This window comes from Achromobacter xylosoxidans A8, from assembly GCF_000165835.1.
GTDB classification, from domain to species: Bacteria; Pseudomonadota; Gammaproteobacteria; order Burkholderiales; family Burkholderiaceae_B; genus Achromobacter; species Achromobacter xylosoxidans_B.
The window spans coordinates 2,090,017-2,113,859 of sequence record NC_014640.1; the positions used below are offsets into that span (position 1 = coordinate 2,090,017).

22 protein-coding genes are annotated in these 23,843 nt (G+C 66.7%); 16 read left to right on the top strand and 6 right to left on the bottom strand.

The annotated features are described in order from the left end of the window. Positions 1–8 precede the first annotated feature (8 nt). The 3 genes from AXYL_RS09790 to AXYL_RS09800 are packed head-to-tail and all read left to right on the top strand — an operon-like array spanning position 9 to position 2,087. Entirely contained in the window at positions 9–962 is a 954-nt protein-coding gene (locus AXYL_RS09790) for a Bug family tripartite tricarboxylate transporter substrate binding protein (protein WP_013392630.1), read from the top strand. A gap of 2 nt (positions 963–964) precedes the next feature. Next, a complete protein-coding gene (locus AXYL_RS09795; protein ID WP_013392631.1) occupies positions 965–1,495 on the top strand; it encodes a carboxymuconolactone decarboxylase family protein in 531 nt (176 codons plus the stop codon). Between the two features lie 13 nt (positions 1,496–1,508). Next, positions 1,509–2,087 (top strand): DUF4286 family protein, encoded by a 579-nt coding sequence (locus AXYL_RS09800; protein ID WP_013392632.1) that lies wholly within the window; start codon positions 1,509–1,511, stop codon positions 2,085–2,087. A gap of 50 nt (positions 2,088–2,137) precedes the next feature. Here AXYL_RS09800 and argF read toward each other — a convergent pair whose 3' ends face one another. Together argF and AXYL_RS09810 are read right to left on the bottom strand one after the other, a co-directional pair. Continuing rightward, complete coding sequence (gene argF / locus AXYL_RS09805; RefSeq protein ID WP_041655333.1) at positions 2,138–3,079, bottom strand: ornithine carbamoyltransferase; 942 nt, start codon at positions 3,077–3,079, stop codon at positions 2,138–2,140. A gap of 58 nt (positions 3,080–3,137) precedes the next feature. After that, positions 3,138–4,319: an aspartate aminotransferase family protein gene (locus tag AXYL_RS09810; protein ID WP_013392634.1), complete on the bottom strand. Its 1,182-nt coding sequence runs from the start codon at positions 4,317–4,319 to the stop codon at positions 3,138–3,140. 219 nt (positions 4,320–4,538) lie between these two features. Here AXYL_RS09810 and AXYL_RS09815 point away from each other — a divergent pair, with 219 nt between their 5' ends. Further along, entirely contained in the window at positions 4,539–4,829 is a 291-nt protein-coding gene (locus tag AXYL_RS09815; RefSeq protein ID WP_013392635.1) for a DUF3579 domain-containing protein, read from the top strand. A gap of 78 nt (positions 4,830–4,907) precedes the next feature. Here AXYL_RS09815 and AXYL_RS09820 read toward each other — a convergent pair whose 3' ends face one another. Continuing rightward, positions 4,908–5,627: a GntR family transcriptional regulator gene (locus tag AXYL_RS09820; protein WP_013392636.1), complete on the bottom strand. Its 720-nt coding sequence runs from the start codon at positions 5,625–5,627 to the stop codon at positions 4,908–4,910. A 249-nt stretch (positions 5,628–5,876) separates the two neighbouring features. On the opposite strand from AXYL_RS09820, the gene AXYL_RS09825 reads away from it, so the two are divergent. The 8 genes from AXYL_RS09825 (at position 5,877) to AXYL_RS09860 (ending at position 14,985) form a co-directional block, all read left to right on the top strand. Further along, positions 5,877–6,632 carry an aspartate/glutamate racemase family protein gene (locus tag AXYL_RS09825; protein ID WP_013392637.1) on the top strand — a complete coding sequence of 252 codons (756 nt, stop codon included), beginning with the start codon at positions 5,877–5,879 and terminating at the stop codon, positions 6,630–6,632. 74 nt (positions 6,633–6,706) lie between these two features. After that, positions 6,707–8,284, top strand: coding sequence for an ABC transporter substrate-binding protein (locus tag AXYL_RS09830; protein WP_013392638.1), 1,578 nt, complete (start codon positions 6,707–6,709; stop codon positions 8,282–8,284). A gap of 62 nt (positions 8,285–8,346) precedes the next feature. Further along, the gene (locus AXYL_RS09835) at positions 8,347–9,339 is read left to right on the top strand and encodes an ABC transporter permease (protein ID WP_013392639.1); all 993 of its coding nucleotides are present in this window, start codon (positions 8,347–8,349) and stop codon (positions 9,337–9,339) included. Next, entirely contained in the window at positions 9,329–10,276 is a 948-nt protein-coding gene (locus AXYL_RS09840; RefSeq protein WP_013392640.1) for an ABC transporter permease, read from the top strand. The genes AXYL_RS09835 and AXYL_RS09840 overlap by 11 nt, the downstream gene beginning before the upstream one ends. A gap of 24 nt (positions 10,277–10,300) precedes the next feature. After that, on the top strand, positions 10,301–11,494 hold the full coding sequence (locus tag AXYL_RS09845; protein ID WP_041653072.1) for an amidohydrolase family protein: 1,194 nt from the start codon (positions 10,301–10,303) through the stop codon (positions 11,492–11,494). After that, positions 11,494–12,981, top strand: a complete 1,488-nt coding sequence (locus tag AXYL_RS09850) for an amidohydrolase family protein (RefSeq protein ID WP_013392642.1) — start codon at positions 11,494–11,496, stop codon at positions 12,979–12,981. The genes AXYL_RS09845 and AXYL_RS09850 overlap by 1 nt, the downstream gene beginning before the upstream one ends. Beyond that, positions 12,978–14,012 (top strand): ABC transporter ATP-binding protein, encoded by a 1,035-nt coding sequence (locus AXYL_RS09855; RefSeq protein WP_013392643.1) that lies wholly within the window; start codon positions 12,978–12,980, stop codon positions 14,010–14,012. The genes AXYL_RS09850 and AXYL_RS09855 overlap by 4 nt, the downstream gene beginning before the upstream one ends. Beyond that, positions 14,002–14,985, top strand: a complete 984-nt coding sequence (locus tag AXYL_RS09860) for an ABC transporter ATP-binding protein (RefSeq protein WP_013392644.1) — start codon at positions 14,002–14,004, stop codon at positions 14,983–14,985. The genes AXYL_RS09855 and AXYL_RS09860 overlap by 11 nt, the downstream gene beginning before the upstream one ends. Before the next feature lie 930 nt (positions 14,986–15,915). Here AXYL_RS09860 and AXYL_RS09865 read toward each other — a convergent pair. From AXYL_RS09865 to AXYL_RS09875, 3 genes are all read right to left on the bottom strand, one after another. Further along, positions 15,916–17,193: a TRAP transporter large permease gene (locus AXYL_RS09865; protein ID WP_041653078.1), complete on the bottom strand. Its 1,278-nt coding sequence runs from the start codon at positions 17,191–17,193 to the stop codon at positions 15,916–15,918. Positions 17,194–17,229: 36 nt separating this feature from the next. Continuing rightward, entirely contained in the window at positions 17,230–17,730 is a 501-nt protein-coding gene (locus AXYL_RS09870; protein WP_013392646.1) for a TRAP transporter small permease, read from the bottom strand. 101 nt (positions 17,731–17,831) lie between these two features. Continuing rightward, positions 17,832–18,806 carry a TRAP transporter substrate-binding protein gene (locus tag AXYL_RS09875; protein ID WP_013392647.1) on the bottom strand — a complete coding sequence of 325 codons (975 nt, stop codon included), beginning with the start codon at positions 18,804–18,806 and terminating at the stop codon, positions 17,832–17,834. Positions 18,807–18,909: 103 nt separating this feature from the next. Here AXYL_RS09875 and AXYL_RS09880 point away from each other — a divergent pair, with 103 nt between their 5' ends. The 4 genes from AXYL_RS09880 (at position 18,910) to AXYL_RS09895 (ending at position 23,837) form a co-directional block, all read left to right on the top strand. Then, positions 18,910–21,441 carry an ABC transporter permease gene (locus tag AXYL_RS09880; protein WP_041653087.1) on the top strand — a complete coding sequence of 844 codons (2,532 nt, stop codon included), beginning with the start codon at positions 18,910–18,912 and terminating at the stop codon, positions 21,439–21,441. After that, the gene (locus AXYL_RS09885; protein ID WP_013392649.1) at positions 21,441–21,863 is read left to right on the top strand and encodes a group II truncated hemoglobin; all 423 of its coding nucleotides are present in this window, start codon (positions 21,441–21,443) and stop codon (positions 21,861–21,863) included. The genes AXYL_RS09880 and AXYL_RS09885 overlap by 1 nt, the downstream gene beginning before the upstream one ends. Then, the gene (locus AXYL_RS09890; RefSeq protein WP_167555689.1) at positions 21,826–22,590 is read left to right on the top strand and encodes a 3-deoxy-D-manno-octulosonic acid kinase; all 765 of its coding nucleotides are present in this window, start codon (positions 21,826–21,828) and stop codon (positions 22,588–22,590) included. The genes AXYL_RS09885 and AXYL_RS09890 overlap by 38 nt, the downstream gene beginning before the upstream one ends. A 143-nt stretch (positions 22,591–22,733) precedes the next feature. After that, positions 22,734–23,837: a polyamine ABC transporter substrate-binding protein gene (locus tag AXYL_RS09895; protein ID WP_013392651.1), complete on the top strand. Its 1,104-nt coding sequence runs from the start codon at positions 22,734–22,736 to the stop codon at positions 23,835–23,837. Positions 23,838–23,843 lie beyond the last annotated feature (6 nt).

Consider the following 23,843-nt stretch of genomic DNA (forward strand, 5'->3'; position numbering starts at 1 on the left):
GAGACATCATGTTCAAGAAAATACTGTCCGCCGGCCTGCTGAGCCTGGCCGCTGTGGGCTCCGCCCATGCCGACGGGCCGGTGCGCCTCATCATCGCCTTCCCGCCGGGCGGGCCGGTGGATCTGGTGGGCCGGGTGCTGGCCGAGCAACTAGGCAAGGAGCTGAAGCAGCAGGTCATCGTGGAGAACAAGGCCGGCGCCAACGGCAACATCGCGGCGGCCTACGTGGCCAAGTCGCCCGCCGACGGCTCGGTGCTGTTCCTGACCAGCGTGGGCGCGGTAGCGATCAGCCCGGCGCTGTACAAGGACCTGCCGTATGACCCCGTGCGCGATTTCGCGCCGGTGTCCAAGGTGGTGAACAACGCCACGGTGTTCGTGGTGAATCCGTCCAATCCGGCGGTCGACGCCGCGGACTTCGTCAAGAAGTCGCAAGCCGCCTCGCAGTCGGTGGCGATCGGCTCGTCGGGCATCGGCAGCATTCCCCACCTGACGCTGGAAATGTTCGCCGACTCCAGCAAGGCGAACGTGATGCATGTGCCTTACAAGGGCGCGGCCCCGGTCATCAACGACGTGATGGGCAATCAGGTGTCGGGCTTCTTCGGCGACGTGCCCGGCCTGATCGGCCATATACAGGGCGGCAAGCTCAAGCCCCTGGGCATCGCCGCGCCGACCCGCCATCCGCTGCTGCCCGAGGTCAAGACCCTGGCCGAGCAAGGCATTGCCGGGGTGGAGTCCAACAACTGGTACGGCATCGTGGCGCCGGCCGCCACGCCGCCGGCCACGATCGACAAGCTCAACCAGGCCGTGCGCGCCGCGCTGAACACGGAGAGCGTACGCGCCCGCCTGGAGAAGTTTGGCGCCCAGGCCGCGCCCGGCAGCCCGCAGGAACTGGCTGCCCTGATCGCGTCGGACCGGGAGAAGTGGACCGCGCTGATCCAGCGCAAGAACATCCGTCCGGAGTGAAAATGAACGCATGCAGAGTAGGGCTCGTGACGCCCGGCACGCGCCCGGAACTGGCTGAAGTCGAGGCGCGGATCTCGGCTGCGCGGGGGCGCATCTCGCCCCTGTACCAGGTGCTGCTGAACAGCCCGGCCGTGGTCCAGGGTTGGGAAGCGATGCTGACCGCGATCCGCCTGAACACTTCGGTGCCACCGCGCCTGCGGGAGTTGATCATCCTGCGCGTGGCGACCTTGAACAACGCGCCGTACGAGTTCGAGGCCCATGTGCCGCACGCGCTGGCCGCTGGCATGTCGCAAGCGCTGGTCGACGAATTGCGCGGCGGCCCTGCGCCTGCGGAATTGCAGGGTCTGGAGCCGGGCGAGGCCGAGGTGCTGGCGCTGACGGACGCCATGACGCGGGACATCGAGGTGTCGGACGCGGTGTTCGCGCCGCTGCGCGCGCGCTACGATGACACGCAGTTGGTGGAACTGGCGGCGACCGTGGGCGCGTACAACATGGTCTCGCGCTTCCTGGTGGCCTTGCGCGTCGGACATTGAAAAGGAGACTGGAGTGCAGGAAACCGTATTGCTGGTATCGCTGGGCGAGCGCTTCGACGAGCCGCGGGCGCGCGAACTTGGGCGGACCTTGACCCAAGGATTGGAAGGCCTGCGCGCCGCCGCGTACGCCGCCGTTGAAGAAGACGAAACCTACGTCTATCTGCGCGGACCGGCCGCCGCCTTGCCGGAAGCGCAGGCCCGCCTGGTCGAGAGCTTTCCGGGCGCCCGTAGCCGCGTGCTGCACTTGACGCTGGACCTGGCCGGCGCCTCGACGGGGCAGGACGCGCCGTGGCACTACATCGTCGAAACCGACGTGCTGCCCGAGGCCGAAGCCGACCTGAACGCCTGGTACGACCAGGAGCACCTGCCGGGCCTGGCGTCGGTGCCCGGCACGGTGCGCGCCATGCGCTATGAATGCCGCGACGAGTCGCCGCGCTACCTGGCCTGCTACGACCTGCACACGCGCGAGACCTTCGGCAGCCCGCCCTGGCTGGCCGTTCGCGCCAGCGACTGGAGCAGCCGGGTGCGGCCGTCGTTCCGCAATACCCGCAGGACCATGTTCAAGCGGATCCTGCAGGATCAGAACGCATGAAAAAGGCCTGCGCATCGTTCGATGCGCAGGCCTTTTTGTAGGCGTAGGCCTTACTTGATCTGGCCCAGCAGCAGGAACTCCATCAGCGCCTTCTGCACGTGCAGGCGGTTCTCGGCTTCGTCCCAGACCACGCTTTGCGGTCCGTCGATCACTTCGCCGGTGACTTCCTCGCCGCGGTGGGCGGGCAGGCAGTGCATGAACACGGCTTCGGCGTCGGCGGCGGCCATCATTTCGGCGTCCACGCACCAGTCGGCGAAGGCGGCGCGGCGCTCTTCGTTTTCGGCTTCATAGCCCATGCTGGTCCAGACGTCGGTGGTGACCAGGTGCGCGCCCTTGCAGGCTTCCATGGGGTCCTTGAACTGGCGCAGCACCGTGGCCGGCGGCGTGCCGATGCGCGAGGCTTCGAGCTCGTACCCGGCCGGGGTCGACACGTGCAGCGTGAAGCCCAGCATTTCGGCGGCATGCAGCCAGGTGTAGGCCATGTTGTTGGCGTCGCCCACCCAGGCCACCGTCTTGCCGGCGATGGGGCCGCGGTGCTCGATGTAGGTGAAGATGTCCGCCAGGATCTGGCAAGGGTGGAATTCGTTTGTCAGGCCGTTGATTACGGGCACGCGCGAGTGCGAGGCGAAGCGCTCGATGCGGGTCTGCTCGAAGGTGCGGATCATGACGATGTCGACCATGCGCGAGATGACGCGCGCGGTGTCTTCGATGGGCTCGGAGCGGCCCAGCTGCGAGTCGTTGGAGGTCAGGTTGATGACCGAACCGCCCATCTGGTACATGCCGGCCTCGAACGACACGCGGGTGCGCGTGCTGGCCTTTTCGAACACCATCGCCAGCGTGCGGTCATGCAGCGGCATGTGGGGTTCGTAGCGTTTGAACTTGTCCTTGATCAGGCGCGCGCGGTCCAGCACGTAGGCGATCTCGGCGGACGAGAAGTCCTTGAACTGCAGGAAGTGCCGCAACGGGCCGTTTTGAGTCGTGGGAGGAGTCATGGTGATGTCGCAGGTCATGGGGCCCGGCCAGGCTCATGGCCCGGGCGGGACGTTGATTTTATGGTGTTTCGGCCAGGAATTCCTGGATGAGCGGAACCAGGATCGCGACGATGCGGTCGGCTTCGTCGCGGTTGAGGATCAGCGGCGGCAACATGCGGATGACGCGGTCGCGCGTGACGTTGATGAGCAGGCCGGCCTCCAGGGCGCGCAGGGCCAGCACGCCGCAGGGACGGGCAAGCTCGATGCCCAGCATCAGGCCGCGGCCGCGGATTTCAGTGACACCCTGGGTGCCGGCCAGCGCGTCGGCCAGGGCGGCTTGCAGGTGGTTGCCGACGTTGTGGGCGTTGTCCAGCAGGTTTTCGGATTCCAGCGCGTCCAGCACGGCCAATCCGGCCGCACAGACCAGCGGGCCGCCGCCGAAGGTGGTGCCGTGGCTGCCGGGCGTGAGCACGCCGGCGGCGGGGCCGGCGGCGAGCATGGCGCCGATGGGCACGCCGCCCGCCAGGCCCTTGGCCAGGGTCATGACGTCGGGCACGATGCCGGCCCATTGGTGGGCGAACCATTTGCCGGTGCGGCCGATGCCGGACTGGACTTCGTCGATCATCAGCAACCAGCCGCGCTCGGTGCACAGCCGGCGCACTTCCTGGAGATAGGCAATATCGGAGGGACGGATGCCGCCTTCGCCCTGCAGCACCTCCAGCAGCACGGCGGCCACGCGCGGTTCGGCGTCGCCGGCGGCGCGCACCGCGTCCACGCTGTTGTAGGGCACCTGGATGAAGCCCGAGGGCAGGGGCTCGAAGCCCTTGCGCGCCTTTTCGCTGCCCGTGGCCGCCAGCGTGGCCAGCGTGCGGCCATGCCAGGACGAATCCATGGTGATGATGTGGGCGTGCTTGTTGCCGCGCTGGTAAGCGTAATAGCGGGCCAGCTTGATCGCAGCCTCGTTGGCCTCGGAGCCGCTGTTGTTGAACGCGACTTCCTGCATGCCGGACAACTGCGTCAGGCGCGCCGCCAGCTCGGTCTGCTGCGGCACTTCGTAGATGTTCGAGGTATGGATGACGCGCGCGGCCTGCTCGCTGATGGCGGCCACCAGTTTCGGATGGGCGTGGCCCAGGCAGGACACCCCGATGCCGGCCAGCGCGTCCAGGTACTTGCGGCCTTCGGCGTCCCACAGCCAGACGCCCTGGCCGTGCGTGAACGATACCGGCAGCCGGGCGTAGATATTGGCCAGAGGCGAGGTCATCGCGGATCCTCCTGTGGATGAAGCGGATTGCGCTGGAGCTCGGCCGGAGTTCCCGTGGGATGCCGCCGGGTTTGGCAGCCCCGGCAGCTCGTTTTCCCAGGCGAATCGCTTTTTGAAAGAGGGCAAAGGATCAATCATATACAATTCGCGGCGCAGGGCGCATGTTTGATCACGCCGAAGATCCGGCTTTCGTGAAGGGCGCGCTGTAGTGAAGAACTCATGGCAACTCGCGTCAGACAATTCGTAATTCATGGCGTTACCGAAAGCGGTAGCCGCTTTCGCCCCAGCGATTGGGCGGAAAGGCTCGCCGGCGTAATGGCACAATTCCGGCCCGCCGGCTGTGCCGGTAACCACCTCACCTATTCGCCCTATGTGCTGCCCGTCGTGATCGACGGCGTGCGCGGGATCGTGGTCGATTTGCGTTTGCGCGATCTGGAACCGCTGGCGTACAAGTTCGTGGTGGATTTCGCCCGCGACAACAACCTCAAGACGGAAGAGCGCGAAATCTAGCCGTCCAAACCAAAAAAGCGCCCGGACCGGGCGCTTTTTCGTTGGGGGACGCGGCACGCCCATCGGGCGGGCACGCTCCTACGTGCCGTATCGATCCAGGATCTTGCGGATGTCGCGCACGCCCTGGCCGTCCGCGGTCAGCAGGGCGCGCGCGGTTACCGATTCCAGGTGATGCTCCAGCAGGTGCAGCACGTGCTTCTCGTCGCGCGCGCGCAGGCCCGCGACGATCTCCATGTGTTCGCTGACCGCGCATTCGCTCGAATGCGGCCGGCCATACAGGGCCAGGATCAGCGAGCAGCGCGACACGATTTCATTCACGTAGCGCGCATACACCGCATTGCCCGACAGTTCCGCCATCAGGATGTGGAATTCGCCTGACAGCCGGATCGACTCGTTGGTGCTGTTGCGCTTGCGGGCTTCTTCTTCCTGCGCCACGTGCTGCTCCAGCCGCGCCAGCCCCGCCTCGGTGATGTGCTGCAGCAGCCGGCGCGTCACGTCGCGTTCCAGGCAGCGGCGCGCCTCGAAGATGTCGTGCGCCTCTTCCAGGCTGGGGCGGGCCACCGCGGCGCCGCGGTTCGGCCGCAAATCCACCAGTCCTTCGCTGAACAGGCGTGTCAGCACGCTGCGGACGATGGTCCGGCTGACGCCGAAACGCTCGCCGATGATGTCCTCGGGCAGCTTGTCGCCGGGCAGCAGGGCCTGCTCGATGATGGCTCTGCGCAAATTTTTGTATACGATTTCGTTGCGGCTGATGTCTTTCTTGGCGGGCTCGTTGGCCGGCGGCGCGAGGGACTTCATCTTCTTGTTGGCTCCTATGCCTGCGCGCTTTTCAGGGTGTTGGAATGGTCCGGCTGGCGCTGCCGGCGCACATTTTTCTTAGTGCAGGAAAGCATACTACATCGCAGGCTAAGGGTTAGCGATAGCTTGTCGCCGAGGCTGCGCGGAGTACATTGGCGACATAAATCGTATACAAATTTTTATACAAAACAATTGGGATTGTCTGAGAACAGCCTTTTTGTTTGTATACAAATAAACAAAGGCTGATCCATGTCCGCTGTACCCCAGGCCGCCGCAACCGAGCTGTCCCTTTCCTTGCCTTACCGCCTGCTGGTGGTCAACGGCAACACCACGTCCGACCTGACGACCAGCCTGGCCAGCCAGGCCGAGGCTTTTTATGGGAATACGGTCCGCATCCAGGCGGTCACCGCGGCTTTCGGCCCGGCCTACATCGCCAGCCGCGCGGAAGCGGCCATTGCCGCCCATGCGGTACTGGACATCGTGGAACGGGCGGCCGGCGAGGCGCCGGACGGCGGGTTCGACGCCTGCCTGCTGGCCTGTTTCGGTGAACCCGGCATCGGTGCGGTGCGCGAACGCCTGGACGTGCCCGTGGTGGGCATGGCCGAGGCCTCGATCATGAGCGCCATGCAGCGCGGCGACCGCTACGCCATCGTGACGGTGGGGCAGCGCTGGCCCGGCATGCTGCGCGAACAGATCCGCCAACTGGGGCTGGAGTCCCGCTGCGCCGGCATCCTGGCCTTGCCGGGCAATGCCCTGGACTACGTGTCACGTTCGGCCGAGTCGGCGCTGCAGGTCAGCCGGGCGCTGGACGCGGCCGTGGCGCAGGGCGCGGACGTCGTGATCGTGGCGGGGGCCGCGCTGGCGGGCTACCTGCCCAGCCTGCCGCGCCTGCCGGCCGTGCCCATCATCGATTCCTACCGCGCCGCCCTGGCCCAGGCGCTGGCGCTGGCGTCCCTGGAGCGCGCGCAGCGGCTGTCGCTGATCCGCCCGGACGCGCATTCCTAGTTTTTTCGTCTTACCCACCGCGCCGGGCACGACCCCGGCGAGTTCAGACCGATACACAAGGGAGAGTTGCAGCCATGAAGACTTTGCTCAAGTGGACCGCGGGCGCCGTGATCGCGCTGTCGGCCATGACGGGGGCCAGCGCCGCCAACACGCTGAAGTGGGGCGCCGCCCGGGACCTGGACTCGCTGGATCCGTACTCCTACGGCAGCACCTTCAACCTGGCGTTCCTGAACCATGTATATGAAGCGCTGATCCGCTATGACGACAAGTTCAACATCACGCCCGCGCTGGCGGAGTCCTGGGAGACGCCGTCTCCCACGGTGCTGCGCTTTCATTTGCGAAAAGGGGTGAAGTTCCACAACGGCGCGCCGTTCTCGGCGGATGACGTGGTGGCGTCGATGACCCGGGTCTCGGACGAGGCCTCGCCCTTGAAGGGCAATCTGCCGGCCTTCAAGGCGGTGCGCAAGGTGGACGACTACACGGTCGACATCGAAATGACGCATCCGTATCCGCTGATGCTCAACGACCTGACGAACATCTTCATCTTCAACCGCCAATGGCTGGTCGACAACAACAGCTTGAAGCCGACCGATGCGGCCAAGAAGATCGAAGGCTACGCCACCCACAACGCCAACGGCACCGGCCCCTTCAAGGTGGAGTCGTACCGCCCGGACACGCGCACCGTGCTGGTGGTCAACCCCGGCTGGTGGGACCAGCCGAAGCACAATCTGGATCGCATCGAATTCACGCCGATCGCCTCTGCGCCCACCCGGGTGGCTGCGCTGCTGTCGGGCGACATCAATTTCACAGAGAACGCGCCGCTGCAGGATCTGGACCGCTTGCGCGCGGCGTCCAACGTCAAGGTGCTGGCCTCGACCGAGTTGCGCACCCTGTACTTCGGCTTCAACCTGGGCGACAAGCTGGTCGGCTCCAACATCACCGACAAGAATCCGCTGAAGGACCTGAAAGTGCGCCAGGCGCTGTACATGGCGCTGTCGCCGGAGCTGATTCAGAAGCGCGTGATGCGCGGCCTGTCGCGCACCACTGGCGCGCTGGTGGCGCCGTCCATTCCGGGCTACGAGCCCAAACAGGAAGAGCGCCTGCCGTTCGACGCCGCGCGCGCCAAGAAGCTCTTGGCCGAGGCCGGCTATCCGGATGGATTCACGCTGTCGCTGCTGTGTTCGAACGACATGTTCGTCAACGAAGAGGAGATCTGCCAGGCCGCCGCCTCGATGTGGGCGCGCATCGGCGTGAAGGCCTCGCTGGCCAGCGGCCCGCGCTCCTTGCAGAACCCGAAGCGCTCGCGCGGCGAGTTCGACATCACCATCCACGGCTGGGCCAACGAACCGCAGATCGACGCGCTGTCCATCCTGCTGCAGGTGATGCACAGCCGCAGCGGCCCGGCCGGTGTCTTCAACTGGGGCCAGTGGGGCGACCCGGGGCTGGACGCCAGGATCGACGCGGCCGCGGCCGAAATGGACCGTCCCAAGCGGGTACAGATGATGGCCGACGTGCTGCAGACGCTGCATGACGACGCGCGTTTCCTGCCGCTGCACCAGCAGCCGATGGCCTGGGCCGTGGGCAAGAACGTGGGCGAGGTGCTGCAGATGCCGGACAACAAGGCGCGCCTGTGGACCGTGCGCATGCAGTGAGGCCGCGGACCGCCGCCCGCCGGCGGTCCTGGGAATGACAGAGGTCTGAAGGGGAGCCGAATATGCTGGCGTTCATAGTAAGAAGGGTCTTCAACGCGGTCGGCGTCATGCTGGCGGTGGCGCTGCTGGCCTTCGTGATTTTCCGGTTCGTCGGCGACCCCGTCGACATGATGCTCAACGAGCAGGCCTCGCAGACGCAGCGCGACGAATTGCGCGAACGCCTGGGCCTGAATGCTTCGGTGGGCATGCAGTTCGTGCACTTCGTCACCAACGCGGCGCAGGGCGAGTTCGGTATCTCCTACCGCAACCAGCAGGACGTGTTCGCGCTGGTGGCCGAACGCTTTCCGGCCACGTTCGAACTGGTCCTGATGGCGACCTTGCTGTCGCTGGTCATCGGCGTGCCGTTGGGCGTGCTGACCGCCATCTACCGCAAGTCGCGCCTGGCGCAGACGCTGCAGTTCGTTTCCATCCTGGGCATCTCGCTGCCGAGCTTCGTGGTGGGGATCATGCTGATCCTGATCTTTTCGGTGCAGCTGGGCTGGCTGCCGGGCTTCGGGCGCGGCGACACGGTGAAGATAGGCTGGTGGACCACCGGCCTGCTCACGCCCTCGGGCCGCGCCGCGCTGGTGCTGCCGTCGATCACGCTGGCGCTGTTCCAGATTACGTTGATCATGCGCCTGGTGCGGGCCGAGATGCTGGAGACGCTGCGCACCGAGTTCATCAAGTTTGCCCGCGCGCGGGGCTTGCCGGATCGCATCGTGCACTTTCGCCTGGCCCTGCGCAACTGCCTGATGCCGGTGATCACGGTGACCGGCATGCAGATCGGCAACCTGATCGCCTTCGCGCTGATTACCGAAACGGTCTTCCAGTGGCCCGGCATGGGGCTGCTGTTCATCCAATCGGTCATGTTCGTGGATATTCCCGTCATGGCCGCCTATCTGGTGATCGTGTCTTTCATCTTCGTGGCGCTGAACACGCTGGTGGACATGATGTACGGCGTGGTCGACCCGCGCCTGCGCAGCCAGCACGTCAAGGGAGGCGCCAATGCTCACTAAGCCATTTTCCGCAACGGGCCAGGGCCAGGGCTGGTTGGCCCGCTTCCTGCGCAGCGACCTGTGGTGGAGCCTGCGGCAGGACTACGTGGCCATGGGTGCCGGCATCGTGCTGCTGGCCGTCGTGCTGCTGGCGGTGTTCGCGCCCTGGATCGCGCCGCAGAATCCCTACGACCTGGCGCAGCTGGACCTGCTGAACGCGGAGTTGCCGCCGGTCTGGGAGGCCGGCTCGGACCCGCAATTCCTGCTGGGCACGGACACGCAGGGCCGCGATGTCTGGTCCGCCATCCTGTACGGCTCGCGCATGTCGCTGGTGATCGGGCTGGCCACGGTGGTGCTGTCCCTGGCCATCGGGCTGCTGGTGGGGCTGGCAGCAGGCTATTTCGGCGGTTGGGTCGACAACGCGCTGATGCGCCTGGGCGACACGCTGCTGAGCATCCCGACGATCCTGGTCGCGATCCTGGTGACGGCGGTGTTCCGCCAGTTGCTGCCACCCGGCATGCGTGAAACCCTGTCGGCGGTGATCCTGATCCTGGCCATCTCCATGACCAACTGGGTGCAGTACGCCCGTACGGTGCGGGCCTCGGCCCTGGTGGAACGCGGCAAGGAATATGTACAGGCGGCGCGCCTGATCCGCGTGAGTTCGCTGCGCATCATGCTGACGCACATCCTGCCCAACACGCTGACGCCGGTCATGGTGACGGCCACCCTGAACCTGGGCCTGGCGATCCTGATCGAGGCCACGCTCAGCTTCCTGGGGGTGGGCATGCCGCCTACCGAGCCTTCGCTGGGCACGCTGATCCGCCTGGGCAACCAGTTCCTGTTTTCGGGGCAGTGGTGGGTGGTGGTGTTTCCCGCGCTGTACCTGAGCCTGATCGTGCTGGTGGTGAACCTGCTGGGCGACTGGCTGCGCGACGCCCTGAATCCCCGTTTGCGCTGAGCACGAACCGACAAGAGTAGAACCATGGAAAACGCAACGCTATATACCCAAGTCCGCCCGGCGGGTGGCGAGATGACCTCGGTGCTGGTGCGCGACGGCCGCATCCAGGCGCTGGGCGGACCCGCGCCCGCCGGGGTGGAGATCCTGGACGGAGGCGGCGCGCTGATGCTGCCCGGCCTGATCGATGCCCACGCGCACTTGGACAAGACCATGTACGGCATGCCTTGGTACCGCAACGAGGTCGGCCCGCGCCTGATCGACAAGATCGAGAACGAGCGCGCCGAGAAGAAGCGCCTGGGCATCGACCCCTACCGCCAGTCGGCGCGCCAGCTGGTGATGTCGATTGGCGACGGCACCAGCCACATCCGCAGCCATGTGGACGTGGACACGGACATCGGGCTGGGGGCGATCGAAGGGGTGATGCGTGCGCGCGAACAGTACCGCGACCAGATCGATGTGGAGATCGTCGCGTTCCCGCAGAGCGGGCTGTTGATCCGGCCCGGCACGCTGGAACTGATGGACGAGGCCCTGCGCATGGGCGCGGAAGTGGTGGGCGGGCTGGACCCGGCCGGCATGGACCGCGATCCCAAGGGCCATCTGGACGCGATCTTCGGCCTGGCCGAGAAGCACGGCAAGCCCATCGACATCCATCTGCACGAAGCGGGCGAATTGGGTGCGTTCTCGATGCAGATGACCATAGACCGGGTGCTGGCGCTGGGCATGCAGGGCAAGGTCACGCTGTCGCATTCCTTCTGTCTGGGCATGCCCGACACCCAGGCGGTGCAGGCCTTGACGGAAGGCTTGCTGAAGGCGGGCGTGCACATCATGACCACGGGTTCGGCCTCGCGGCCGGTGCCCAGCGTGGCGAAGCTGCACGCGGCCGGCGTCACCGTCTGCACGGGCAACGACGGCATGCGCGATACCTGGGGTCCTTATGGCAAGCCCGACATGCTGGAGCGGACCATGCTGGTCGGCCTGCGCAACAACTTCCGCCGCGACGACGAACTGGATCTGGCGCTGCACGTGGCCACCTATGGCAATGCGCAGGTCATGGGACTGTCCGACTATGGCCTCGAGCCGGGTTGTCGCGCCGACTTCGTGCTGGTAGACGCGGAGACGGTGGCCGAAGCGATTGTCTCGCGTCCGGTGCGCAAGCTGGTCGTCAAGGGCGGACGCGTGGTCGCGCGCGACGGCCGCGCGTTGGTGGAGGCGCCGTGATGAGCGCGCCGCAAGGTCCCATCCTGCTGACCGCCCGCTGGGTGGTGGGCCACGAGAACGGCCGCCATTGCCTGTACGAGAACGGCGAGGTGGTGTTCGAGGGCGACCGCATCGTCTACGTCGGCCACCGCTACCCGGGGCCGGTGGCGCAACGCCGCGATTACGGCCGGGCGTTGATCGGCCCGGGTTTCGTCGACCTGGATGCGTTGTCCGACCTGGACACGACCATCCTGGGCTTCGACAATTCGCCCGCCTGGAAGAAGGGCCGCGTCTGGCCCGAGACCTATATGAAGCAGGGGCCGTACGAGATGTACACGGCGGCCGAACTGGCGTTCCAGAAGCGCTATGCCTTTGCCCAGCTGATACGCAACGGCATCACGACCGTGCTTCCGATCGCGTCGCTGTTCTACCGGGTGTGGGGCGAGACCCGCGACGAGTTCCTGTCGGCCGCCAACGCCGCCGGCGAGCTGGGCCTGCGCGTCTACCTGGGGCCGGCCTATCGCAGCGGCCATACCTATGTGGACGCGGGCGGCAAGATCCGCTGCCATTACGACGAGGCGCGCGGCATGGCGGGCCTGGCCGACGCGCTGGCTTTCTGCGACGAGATCGAAGGCCGGCACAACGGCCGCGTGCGCGCCATGCTGTCGCCCGACCGCATCGAGACCTGCACGCCGGCTTTGTTGCGCGCCTCGGCCGCAGCGGCTCGCGAGCGGAACATGCCGATCCGGCTGCATTGTTGCCAGTCGCGCCTGGAGTACGACCTGGTGCTGGAGAAGCACGGCATGAGCCCGCCGGAATGGCTGCAAAGCCTGGACTTCCTGTCGGAGCGCGCCTTGCTGCCGCACGGCACCTATGTATCGGGCTCGCGCCATATTGACCGGCCCGGGCGCGACCTGGAGATCATCCGCGACGCCGGCGCCAGCATCGTGCATTGCCCGCTGGTGTCGGGCCGTCACGGCGCCACGCTGGAATCGTTCGCGCGCTATCGCAAGCTGGGCGTGAACATCGGCATGGGCACGGACACCTGGCCGCCCGACATGGTGTTGAACATGCAGGTGGGGATGATGCTGTGCCGCGTGGCCGACGGCTCGACCGAGGCGGTCCGCTCCGAGGACTACTACGACGCCGCCACGGTGGGCGGCGCGGACGCGCTGGGCCGTCCGGACCTGGGCCGGCTGGCCGTGGGCGCCAAGGCCGACATCGTGGTGTTCGATTTTTCGCACGATCGCAACGGCCAGCTGATCGATCCCATCCAGACGCTGATGGTGAGCGGCAGCGGGCGCGACGTGTCACAGGTGGTGATCGACGGCCGCTTCGTGATGGTGGACGGGCGCATCCCCGGCTTCGATGCGCGCCTGGCGCAAGAGCAGGCGCAGACGCAGTTCGACGGGCTGGTGGCCCGCTATCCCGACCGCACCTGGGGCCATCCGCCGGCCGAGCAGATTTTCTCCTCCAGCTATCCGCGTCCCGCAAGGAGTTCGTCATGATGGCCATCGTACCCAACACCGTGCAGCCGCCGGCCGCCGCCAACACCGCGCCGACCCTGTCCGTGCGCGGCCTGTCGGTCGAGTTCCCGACGCGCCACGGCGTCCTGGTCGCCACACGCGACATCAGTTTCGACATCCAGCCGGGCGAGATCCTGGGCATGGTCGGCGAATCCGGAGCCGGCAAGTCGCTGACCGGCATGGCGGTGATCGGCCTGCTGGAGCCGCCCGGGCGGCTGGGCGGCGGCGAGATCCACCTGGCGGGCAGGCGTATCGACAACCTGCCGCCCAAGGCGCGCCAGCGCCTGCGCGGCAAGGAGATCGGCGCGATCTTCCAGGATCCGCTGACCAGCCTGCATCCACTGTTCAGTGTGGGCGACCAACTGGTCGAGACGATCCGCCACCATGACAAGGTGACGGCGCAGGCGGCGCGCCAGCGGGCGCTGGAGCTGTTGCTGGCCGTGGGCATCCCGGCGGCGGACAAGCGTATCGACCACTATCCGCACCAGTTCTCCGGCGGCATGCGCCAGCGCGTGGTGATCGCGTTGGCCCTGGCGGCCCGGCCAGCGCTCATCATCGCCGACGAGCCCACCACGGCGCTGGACGTGTCGGTGCAGGCGCAGATCACGGCGCTCTTGCGGCGCCTTTGCCGCGAACAGGGCACGTCTGTGCTGCTGGTGACGCACGACATGGGCGTGATCGCCGAAACCGCGGATCGCGTGGCGGTGATGTACGCGGGCCGCATCGTCGAGATCGGACCAGTGCTGGACGTGCTGCGCCGCCCGGGCCATCCGTACACGCAGGGCCTGATGAATGCGATTCCCGGCCTGCGCCAGCGCGCTGCCCGGCTGAACCAGATCGACGGCGCCATGCCGCGCCTGCACGCCATGCCCGACGGCTGTGCTTTCCACCCGCGTTGCTCGATGGCGGGGCCGCGTTGCGGCCAGCAGCGCCCGCCGCTGGCCGCATCTCCGGCCGGCGCCACCGTCAGCGCCTGCTGGCTGCATCAAGGAGGAGTCGCCCATGCCGCTTAACGATGATGTGTTGTTGCGGGCCGATGACCTGGCCTGTTGGTTCGACGTGTCGCCGCCCTGGCTGGAACGTACCTTGTCGCGCCAGCCCGAGCAGACCTTGAAGGCGGTGGACGGGGTGTCGCTATCCGTGCCGCGCGGCACGACGCTGAGCATCGTGGGCGAATCGGGCTGCGGCAAGTCCACGCTGGCGAAGCTGCTGGTGGGCCTGGTGGCGCCGACGCGCGGAGCGCTGCGCTACGGGCGCAATCGCAAGGGCGGGGTGCTGCATCCGCAGATGATCTTCCAGGATCCCTACGCCAGCCTGAATCCGCGTTGGCGGGTGGGCAATATCGTAGCCGAACCGATCACGACGCTGGGCCTGCGGGCCACGCCGGCGGAAACGCGGCGGCGGGTCGACGAGCTGCTGGAACTGGTGGGCCTGTCCGCCAGCGACGCGGGCCGCTTCCCGCATGAGTTTTCCGGCGGCCAGCGCCAGCGGATTTCGATTGCGCGGGCGTTGGCGACGGAGGCGGAATTCCTGGTGTGCGATGAGCCGACCTCGGCGCTGGACGTGTCGGTGCAGGCGCAGATCCTGAACCTGATGGGGGATCTGCAGAAGGAGTTCGGGCTGACTTATGTGTTCATCAGCCACAACCTGTCGGTGGTGCGGCACGTGTCGGACAGCGTGGCGGTGATGTATCTGGGGCGCATCGTGGAGCAGGCGCCTGCGGATCAGCTGTTCGACTCGCCACAGCATCCGTATACGCGGATGCTGCTGGATACGATTCCGGACCTGGACGAACCGCGGCGGGATCGGGAGCCGATGGGGGGTGAGGTGCCGAATCCTATTTCGCCGCCGTCTGGGTGTACGTTTCATCCTCGGTGTGCGATGGCGCGGGAACAGTGCAAGGTGGAGGCGCCGGTGGTTGCGAGCGTTGGCGGACGTCAGCTGCGGTGTCATGCGGTGACTTGGGATGTGGTTCAGGCGGCCTGATAGTTGTTTGCTTGTTGCGACCTGGTTCTTAAGGCGCCAGCCACGCCGTGGGCCTGGGGCGAGCGGGGCAACGATTGCGGTCCGGAGCCTTCGCTCCGGACTGCCCCGTCGTCATCGTCGTCCTCGCCTTCGGCGACTCCTTCCGATTCCCTCGGGCTTATCGACGCCCCGCTCGCCCCAGGCCCACGGCGCGGCTGGCTCTGGCGTTTGAAACTTGGCGTTAGCGGGGGCGGGCAGAGTTCTTGGCATTTTTTCCACGATCAGTGGTGGGGGGCGGGTCTTGCGGGGCCCGCCCCATGCCGGCCGCCCGGGCGGCCTCGTGGGGCTTACGCGGCGTCTTGCGATTTGTGATGGCGCTGCGCGCTGTTGGTGGCCAATTTTGGATGGCAATACGCAGTTGGCGAACAATTGGAATTTCAACTGCGGCGCCAATAAGTACAGATGGGCCAACATCGTCATTTCAACTCCACCGCCGGATGGGTGGCGCGCGCGAACGGATCTGGATGCGCAAGCGGCTGCGCGCCGCGCGCCACCCATCACCGCCCACACCCCCAATGCCGGTGCCATTAGCAAGCAGCTCGCCGCATTCGCGCAAGCGCAGACAGCCACGACGACCACCCACACGTATGCTGCTTGCGGCCGCCCGCGCGGCCGCAAGCAGCGAGCGACGCAAGACCCGTCACCAACCACGGGTCTAGCAGTGCGACAGGCCAAGAATTCGATAGCTCGCCGGCGCGGGCGCCTGAGGGGCGAGCAACCTCGATGCGCCCGACGGAATCCGAAGGAGTCGCCGAAGGCGAGGACGAGGATGAGGATGGGGCAGTCCGGAGCGAACGCTCCGGACCGCGATCGTGGGCGCTCGCCCCTCAGGCGTCCGCGCCGGCGAGCGGCCTACGAAGAAGCCAAGCCCGCCAAGCCAAACGAAAGAAGCTACTTCGCGTAGACCAGATCCCGCAGCCCCAGCGACAACCCCGGCCAATAAGTAATCACCATCAGGCAAACAATCACCACTCCCACAAACGGAATCAACGGCTTGATCAACCTCTCCAACGGCAACTTAGCCACCGCGCAAGCCGCGAAAAGATTCACGCCGAACGGCGGCGTAATCATCCCGAGAGCCAGGTTCACCACCATGATGATCCCGAAGTGCACCGGCTCCACGCCGAACTTCAGCGCCACCGGCAGCAGCAAGGGCGCCAGCACCACGATGGATGCCGAGGTCTCGATGAACATGCCGATCACGAACAGCGCCGCGTTCACGCCCATCAGGAAGCTGAACTTGGTGTCGAAGATCTGCGCCAGCCACACGCCCAGCGCGTCGGGGATGCCGGCGCGGTTGAGCAGGAAGCTGAAGATGCCGGCGTTGGCGATCACGAACATGATCACGGCCGTCGACACCACCGACTTGTGCAGCGTCTCGGACAGCTGCTTGAAGCTCAGGCGGCGGTAGATGAACTTGCCCACCACCACTGCGTACATCACCGCCACCACCGAGGCCTCGGTCGGCGTGAACACGCCGCCGTAGATCCCGCCCAGGATGATGACCGGCATCAGCAGCGCCAGCCACGCGCTCTTGAACGCCGGCCACAGCGGCAGACGGCCTTCGCCGTCGCGCTTGCCCAGGTTGTTGCGCTTGGCGTAGATCCAGACGTAGAACATCAGCGCCACGCCGATCAGGATGCCCGGCATGACGCCGGCGATGAACAGTTCGCCGGTCGAGGTGTCGGTGGACACGGCGAACAGAATCATCGGAATCGACGGCGGGATGATCACGCCCAGTTCCGCCGCGCTGGCCTGCAATGAGGCGGCGAAGGGCGCGGGGTAGCCGTGCCGGATCATCGCGGGAATCAGGATCGCGCCCACCGCGAAGGTAGTGGCCACGCTGGAGCCGGCCACGGCGGCGAAGATCATGCAGGTCAGCACGCAGGTGCAGGCCAGGCCGCCCTGGATGCCGCCCACCACGCTCTTGGCGAACTCCACCATGCGTTCGGAGATGCCGCCGGCTTCCATCAGGTTGCCGGCCAGGATGAAGAAGGGGATGGCGACCAGCGGGTACTTGTCCAGCGCCGCGAACAGCTGCTGGGCCACCACCAGCCAGGGCAGGCCGGAGGCGCCGACTCCCGCCAGGCTGGCCAGGCCGATCGACACGGCGACCGGCACGGACAGCCCGAAGAAAATCAGCATCGAGACAATCATTAATTGGGACATGGCGATATCTGCTGCTTATGTTCGATGGAGGGCGGCTCAGCCTTGGGCGTCGTTGCGCACCGGCACGTCGTCTTCCTCGCCGGCGCACCAGCGGGCCAGCACGGCGATGGCGGCCAGGGTGGCGCCCACGGGGATGGCCAGGTAGATCCAGGAAATCGAAATGTCCAGGCTGGGCACGTTCTGGAAGCGCACGCGGTAGGTCATGTTGCCGCCGATCCAGGCCAGAAAGCCCAGGAATCCGGCGCAGATCAGCCCGATAGCGGCTTCAAGCACCCGGCGGCGCGTGCCGCCCAGCATGTTGCGCAGCAGCTCCACGCTGATCATGGCGCCGTGGCGGAAGGCCAGGGCCACGCCCAGCAGCACGGTCCAGATCAGGAGGGCGCGGGTCAGCACCTCGCTCCAGTCGGCGGGAGAGTGCAGCACGAAACGCGCGATGACTTGGTAGAAGGCGGCGGCCGCGGCGGCCACCAGCAGCAGTTGGGCAAAGACCGAGACCACTTTGAACAGGCCGCGGTCGAAGGCGCAGAGCAAACGCATGATGAATCCCGTTGGCGGTGTACGCAAAGGATGGAAACAAAAGCGGCGGGACCCGGATCCCGCCGCCAGGGGAATGCGCCCCGGGTCGGGGCGGGCCCTGCTTACTTGGTGTCGCGGATCGAGTCGATCAGCTTCTTGTCGAACTTCTTGTAGTACTCGGGGTAGGCCGGCTCGACAGCGGCGGCGAAGGCGGCGCGGTCCACTTCGGACACCTGCATGCCTTCCTTCTTCAGTTGCTCGACGCCCGTCTTCTCGATGTTGTCCACGTAGGCGCGCATGGCCTGGGCGGATTCCTTGCCGGCCTTGTCGAAGTTGGCCTTGTCCGCGGCCGACAGGCCGTCGTACATGTTGGCTGACATCAGCACCAGGGCCGGGCCATAGACGTGACCGGTCAAGGACAGGTATTTCTGCATTTGCGCCAGCTTGGCCGAGGTGATCACCGACAGCGGGTTTTCCTGGCCGTCGATGGTGCCTTGTTGCAGGGCGGTGGCGACTTCAGGCCAGGCCATGGGGGTGGGCAGGATGCCGATCTGGCGGAATGCCGTGATGTGGATCGGGTTTTCGGTGGTGCGGATCTTCAGGCCCTTGGCATCGGCCGGCGTCTTGACCGGGCGGACGTTGTTGGTCAGGTGGCGGAAGCCCTGTTCGCCCCAGGCCAGGGCGACGATGCCGCGGCTGGGGAACTTTGCCAGCATATCTTGTCCGATCTTGCTGTCCAGCACGTTGCGGGCATGCGGCAGGTCGCGCAGCAGGAAGGGGATGTCGAAGACTCCGGTTTCGGGCACGAAGTTCAGCGTGGCGCCGGTGGACACGATGGCCAGGTCGATGGTGCCGATCTGCAGGCCTTCGATCACTTCGCGTTCGCCGCCCAGCGCGCTGTTGGCGAATTGCTGTACCTTGTACTTGCCGCCGGTGGAGGCTTCGATGGACTTGGCCAGCGCGTCGGCGCCGGCGCCGTAGTGCGAGGACGTGGACAGCGCGTAGGCCATCTTCAAGGTGTTCTGCGCCACGGCGGGCAGGGCGGTTGCGGCCGTGCAGGCGGCCAGAATCGTGGCGGCAAGCCAGGATTTACGCATCGTCTTCTCCAGGTTTTGAGTATCTTTATGGGTGGCTCTGCCTCCCGCCCCGGGATGATATCGGGATTCAGCCTCGATTCAGGCCGTTGGTTAACATTGTGGAATGATGGATTTCCCTGATATCTCACGGGCCAGGCGCCCCGGTTTTTGGTCCACCTTGCGCCAAGGCGCCAGGATGATGATGCGCGACGCCCGCGCCGGAGAGCTGCGGCTGCTGGTGCTGGCGCTGGTCGTGGCGGTGGCCGCGGTGACCAGCGTCGGCTTCCTGGCGGACCGGGTCGGCCGGGCGCTGGAACGCGATGCCGGACAGATGCTGGGCGCCGACCTGGTGCTCGACGCCGACGAGCCGGTGCCGGCGGCCTTCATGGACCAGGCCCGCGAACGCGGCCTGGCCGTGTCCAGCACTTGGCAGTTTCCGTCCATGGTGGGTGCAGGCGATGGCGCCCAGCTGGCCGCGTTGAAGGCCGTGGAGCCGGGTTATCCGCTGCGCGGCGCCTTGCGCGTGGCCGGCGCGCCGTTCGAACCCGATGCCGCGACACGCGACATCCCGCCCGAGGGCGCGGTTTGGGTGGACGCGCAATTGCTGTCCCTGCTGAATCTGAAGGTGGGCGACCTGCTGAACGTGGGCGACGCCCACCTGCGCGTGGACCGCGTGATCACCTATGAGCCGGACCGCGGCATGCAGTTCATCAACGTGGCGCCGCGCGTGCTGCTGCGCGCCAGCGACCTGCCGGCGACCGGCCTGATCGCGCCGGGCAGCCGCATCGGCTATGCCATGCTGGTAGCCGGCCAGCCGGACGCCGTGGCCGGCTACTCGTCCTGGCTCAAGCAGAACCTGAAGCGCGGCCAGAAGGTCGCCACCCTGGAGTCCGGCCGTCCGGAAGTGCGCCGCACACTGGACCGGGCGCAGCGCTTCCTGTCGCTGGTCGCGTTGCTGGCGGTGCTGATATCGGCGGTGGCCGTGGCCCTGGCGGCCGGCCGCTACATGACGCGCCACCGCGACGGCATCGCGGTCATGCGCTGCCTGGGGGCGGTGCAGTCGCAGGTGTCGCGCATGCTGACGCTGGAATTCACCCTGGTCGGCCTGTTCTCGTCGGCCGCCGGCTGCCTGCTGGGCTATGCGGTGCACCAGGTGCTGGTGATGCTGCTGGGTTCGCTCATCGATACCACTTTGCCCGCGCCCTCGGCCATACCGGCCTTGCAGGGACTGCTGACCGGCCTGCTGCTGTTGCTGGGCTTCGCCCTGCCGGCGCTGGCCCAGCTGCGTCACGTGCCGCCTGCCCGGGTGCTGCGGCGCGACGCCGACTCGCTCAGCGCGCGCAGTGCTCTGGGCTATGTCCTGGGCGCTGCGGGCTTCGCCCTGCTGATCTGGTGGTTTGCGGGCGACGCGAAGCTGGGCGGGGTGGTGGCGGGCGGCTTCCTGGGCGCCTTCGCCGTATTCGCGCTGGTGGCCTGGCTCTGCATCCTGGGCCTGGCGCGCGTGCGCCGGCTGGCAGCTGGGCTGCCTGCGCTGCGCTTCGCGCTGGCCGGCGTGGTGCGCCGGCGCGCCGCCACGATCACCCAGGTCTGCGCGCTGGCGGTGGGCCTGATGGCGCTGCTGTTGCTGACCATGACGCGTACCGACCTGATCCAGGGCTGGCAGCGGACCCTGCCGCCGGACGCGCCCAACCGCTTCCTCATCAATGTGCAGCCGGATCAGCGCCAGGCCGTGACCGACGCGCTTACGCGCGAAGGCCTGGGACGGATCGCGCTGGCGCCGATGGTGCGCGGCCGTCTCATCGCCATCAACGGCAAGCCTGTGGGGCCGGACGACTATGAGGAGCCCCGCGCCAAGCGCCTGGTGGACCGCGAGTTCAACCTGTCCTATGGCGACGAGTTGCCCTCGTCCAACCGCATCGAGCAGGGCCGCTGGCTGGAACCCGGCGCGGCCGAGGTGTCGCTGGAGTCCGGCCTGGCCAAGACGCTGGGCTTGGCGCTGGGCGACAAGATGACCTTCGACGTGGCGGGCCAGCAGGTCGAGGTGGCCGTGACCAGCACGCGCCGGGTCGATTGGGATACGATGCGCGTCAATTTTTTCGCCATCCTGACGCCCGCCGCGCTGGCCGACATGCCCCAAAGCTGGATCACTTCCTTCTACCTGCCGCCCGAAAAGGCCTCGGTCCTGCCCGCGCTGGTGCGCGAGTTCCCGAACCTGACCGTGTTCGACGTGGGCGCCATCCTGCAGCAACTGCAGTCCGTGCTGAACGAGGTGGGCAAGGCCGTGCAGCTGCTGTTCCTGTTCACCTTGGCGGCCGGCGTGCTGGTGCTGTCCGCGGCGCTGACCGCCACGCGTGACGAGCGCATGCGCGAAGCCGCCGTGCTGCGCGCGCTGGGCGCGACCCGCAGCCAGCTGGCGCGTTCGCAGCGCATCGAGCTGTGGGCGGTGGGCGGCCTGGCCGGCCTGCTGGCGGCGGCTGGCGCCACCGCGATCGCTTGGGCTTTGTCAACGCAGGTCTTTGATTTCACTATTACTCTCAGCCTCTGGCCGTGGCTGGCGGGCATTGCTGCGGGCATGCTGGGCGCCTGGGCCGGCGGCGCCCTGGCCCTGCGCGGCGTGTTGCGCACGCCGCCCCTGGTCACCCTACGAGAAACCTGATGCCGACGCGCATCCATACGATTACCGAACCCGTGGAAAATTCCAGCAGTATTTTTGACCTACTCGGCGGTGAGCCGGGCGTGCGCGCCCTGGTGGACCGTTTCTATGACCTGATGGACATGGAGCCCGACCTGAAAGAGCTGCGCGCCGCCCATGGCCCCAGCCTGGACCAGGCGCGCGACAAGCTGTTCTGGTTTCTTTGCGGCTACTTCGGCGGTCCGGACCACTATATAGAACGCTTCGGCCATCCGCGGCTGCGCGCCAGGCACCTGCCGTTCTCGATCGGCGAGGTCGAGCGTGACCAGTGGGTCACCTGTATCGGCCGGGCCATGGAAGACCAGGGCATAGAACCGGCCCTGGTGGATCGCCTGCTGCAGTCCTTCTATGGCGTGGCCGACTGGATGCGCAACCGTGAAGGCTGAAGACGATTCCCGATCCGGCGAGCGGCGCCAGGCCTGGTCCGGCCCGCTGGGCGGAGCCATGCTGAGCGATCCCTCGCGGCTGGTCGAGGCCGGCCCGGACCTGTTCAACCCTGCGCACTACGGCGAGCGGGCGCGGCCGGTGGACGCCGGCGGGCGCCAGGCGGCCTGGTTCGTGCAGGGCGCGGGCTGGCAGGGCGTGTTGCGGCGCTACCGCCGCGGCGGGATGATCGCGCGCATCAGCCGTGACGCCTATCTCTGGAACGGCGAGGCCCGAACCCGCAGCTTCCGCGAATACCGCCTGCTGGCCGCCATGCGCGCCCAGGGCCTGGCGGTGCCTGCGCCGCTGGCTGCCGCGTACTGGCGGCAGGGCCCGATCTACCGCGCCGCCATCGTGGTCGAGCGCATCCCCGGCGTGCGGCCCCTGGCCCAGGTGCTGGCCGAGCCGGTCTGGCAGGCAGCGGCCGAGGCCATCGTGCGCATGCACCGGGTCGGCGTCTGGCATGCCGACCTCAACGCCTTCAACATCCTGGTGGGCAGCGACGGCCGCGTCTGGCTGATCGATTTCGACCGTGGCACGCAAGGCTCCCTGTCGGATCGGCAGCGCCAGGGCAATCTGGATCGCCTGCGCCGCTCGCTGCGCAAGGTGGCCGGAGAAGAGGGCGAGCGCTTCTGGCTGCGCCTGCGCGACAGCTATTGGACGGCCTGGGGCGTGGGAATCCAGCCCTGACCGGGCGCGGGCGGCCAATTGCCGCCATCAGGCCCGAATCGCGCCAATTAGCCGGCAAAGTTGGGCAGGTCAGCGCTAAAAAGCTTTATCATTTCGCCTTTTGGTACTCCTGTCACATACGGCATAACGCAAGGGGGCTGGTGATGAAACTACGGGCGGGTATGCGCTTGGCGCTTGGGGCGATGCTGGTCACGGCGGCCTCTTCGGCAGCGATGGCGCAGAACAAGGTCGTCAACGTCTACAACTGGGCCGAATATACGGCTCCGGACACGATTCCCGGTTTCGAAAAGGAAACCGGCATCAAGGTCCGCTATGACGTCTACGACAGCAACGACACCCTGCAGGCCAAGCTGTTGGCCGGCAAATCGGGCTATGACGTCGTTGTCCCGTCCACGCATTACGCCTCGCGCCAGATCGAGGCCGGCCTGTTCCAGAAGCTGGACAAGTCCAAGATCCCGAACTGGAAGTACCTGGATCCCGAAGTGATGGCGCTGGTCGCCACCGTCGATCCCGGCAACGAGTACGCCATCCCCTGGGGCTACGGCACCAACGGCCTGGGCTACAACGTCACCAAGGTCAAGCAGATCATGGGCGATGGCGTGGACCTGGCCAACTGGGACATGATCTTCAAGCCCGAGAACGCCGCCAAGCTGAAAGAGTGCGGCATTTCGATGCTGGACGAGGCTGCCCAGGTGTTCCCGGCCGTGCTCAAGTATCTGGGCAAGGATCCCAACAGCACCAACGCGGACGACTACAAGGCCGCGCTGGAAGTGCTGATGAAGATTCGCCCGTACATCCGCCAGTTCAGCTCGTCGGGCTACATCGACGAGCTGGCCGTGGGCGACCTGTGCATGGTCTACGGTTTCTCCGGCGACGTGATGATCGCCCGCAAGCGCGCCCAGGACGCCAAGAAGGCGTATGAAGTGAACTACTTCATTCCCAAGGGCGGCGCGCCCGCCTGGTTCGACCTGATGGTCATCCCCAAGGATGCGCCGCATCCCGAAGAGGCGCTGGCCTTCATCAACTACATCGAAACGCCCAAGGTGCACGCGGCCATCACCAACACCATGTTCTACCCCAACGCCAACAAAGAGGCGCGGCAGTACGTGGTCAAGGACGTGGCGGACAATCCCATGATCTACCCGCCGGCGGAGGTCTCCAAGACCCTGTACGTGATCAAGGCGCTGCCCTTGAACATCCAACGCCTGCAAAACCGGATGTGGTCCGAGCTGAAGTCTGGAAGATAAGTCATC

What these genes read in the sequence shown, in the direction of transcription:
- AXYL_RS09790 (WP_013392630.1), top strand. Translation starts at nt 9, where the DNA reads ATGTTCAAGAAAATACTGTCCGCCGGCCTGCTGAGCCTGGCCGCTGTG.
- AXYL_RS09795 (WP_013392631.1), top strand. Translation starts at nt 965, where the DNA reads ATGAACGCATGCAGAGTAGGGCTCGTGACGCCCGGCACGCGCCCGGAA.
- argF (WP_041655333.1), bottom strand. Translation starts at nt 3,079, where the DNA reads ATGACTCCTCCCACGACTCAAAACGGCCCGTTGCGGCACTTCCTGCAG.
- AXYL_RS09810 (WP_013392634.1), bottom strand. Translation starts at nt 4,319, where the DNA reads ATGACCTCGCCTCTGGCCAATATCTACGCCCGGCTGCCGGTATCGTTC.
- AXYL_RS09815 (WP_013392635.1), top strand. Translation starts at nt 4,539, where the DNA reads ATGGCAACTCGCGTCAGACAATTCGTAATTCATGGCGTTACCGAAAGC.
- AXYL_RS09820 (WP_013392636.1), bottom strand. Translation starts at nt 5,627, where the DNA reads ATGAAGTCCCTCGCGCCGCCGGCCAACGAGCCCGCCAAGAAAGACATC.
- AXYL_RS09825 (WP_013392637.1), top strand. Translation starts at nt 5,877, where the DNA reads ATGTCCGCTGTACCCCAGGCCGCCGCAACCGAGCTGTCCCTTTCCTTG.
- AXYL_RS09830 (WP_013392638.1), top strand. Translation starts at nt 6,707, where the DNA reads ATGAAGACTTTGCTCAAGTGGACCGCGGGCGCCGTGATCGCGCTGTCG.
- AXYL_RS09835 (WP_013392639.1), top strand. Translation starts at nt 8,347, where the DNA reads ATGCTGGCGTTCATAGTAAGAAGGGTCTTCAACGCGGTCGGCGTCATG.
- AXYL_RS09840 (WP_013392640.1), top strand. Translation starts at nt 9,329, where the DNA reads ATGCTCACTAAGCCATTTTCCGCAACGGGCCAGGGCCAGGGCTGGTTG.
- AXYL_RS09845 (WP_041653072.1), top strand. Translation starts at nt 10,301, where the DNA reads ATGGAAAACGCAACGCTATATACCCAAGTCCGCCCGGCGGGTGGCGAG.
- AXYL_RS09850 (WP_013392642.1), top strand. Translation starts at nt 11,494, where the DNA reads ATGAGCGCGCCGCAAGGTCCCATCCTGCTGACCGCCCGCTGGGTGGTG.
- AXYL_RS09855 (WP_013392643.1), top strand. Translation starts at nt 12,978, where the DNA reads ATGATGGCCATCGTACCCAACACCGTGCAGCCGCCGGCCGCCGCCAAC.
- AXYL_RS09860 (WP_013392644.1), top strand. Translation starts at nt 14,002, where the DNA reads ATGCCGCTTAACGATGATGTGTTGTTGCGGGCCGATGACCTGGCCTGT.
- AXYL_RS09865 (WP_041653078.1), bottom strand. Translation starts at nt 17,193, where the DNA reads ATGTCCCAATTAATGATTGTCTCGATGCTGATTTTCTTCGGGCTGTCC.
- AXYL_RS09870 (WP_013392646.1), bottom strand. Translation starts at nt 17,730, where the DNA reads ATGCGTTTGCTCTGCGCCTTCGACCGCGGCCTGTTCAAAGTGGTCTCG.
- AXYL_RS09875 (WP_013392647.1), bottom strand. Translation starts at nt 18,806, where the DNA reads ATGCGTAAATCCTGGCTTGCCGCCACGATTCTGGCCGCCTGCACGGCC.
- AXYL_RS09880 (WP_041653087.1), top strand. Translation starts at nt 18,910, where the DNA reads ATGATGGATTTCCCTGATATCTCACGGGCCAGGCGCCCCGGTTTTTGG.
- AXYL_RS09885 (WP_013392649.1), top strand. Translation starts at nt 21,441, where the DNA reads ATGCCGACGCGCATCCATACGATTACCGAACCCGTGGAAAATTCCAGC.
- AXYL_RS09890 (WP_167555689.1), top strand. Translation starts at nt 21,826, where the DNA reads ATGGCGTGGCCGACTGGATGCGCAACCGTGAAGGCTGAAGACGATTCC.
- AXYL_RS09895 (WP_013392651.1), top strand. Translation starts at nt 22,734, where the DNA reads ATGAAACTACGGGCGGGTATGCGCTTGGCGCTTGGGGCGATGCTGGTC.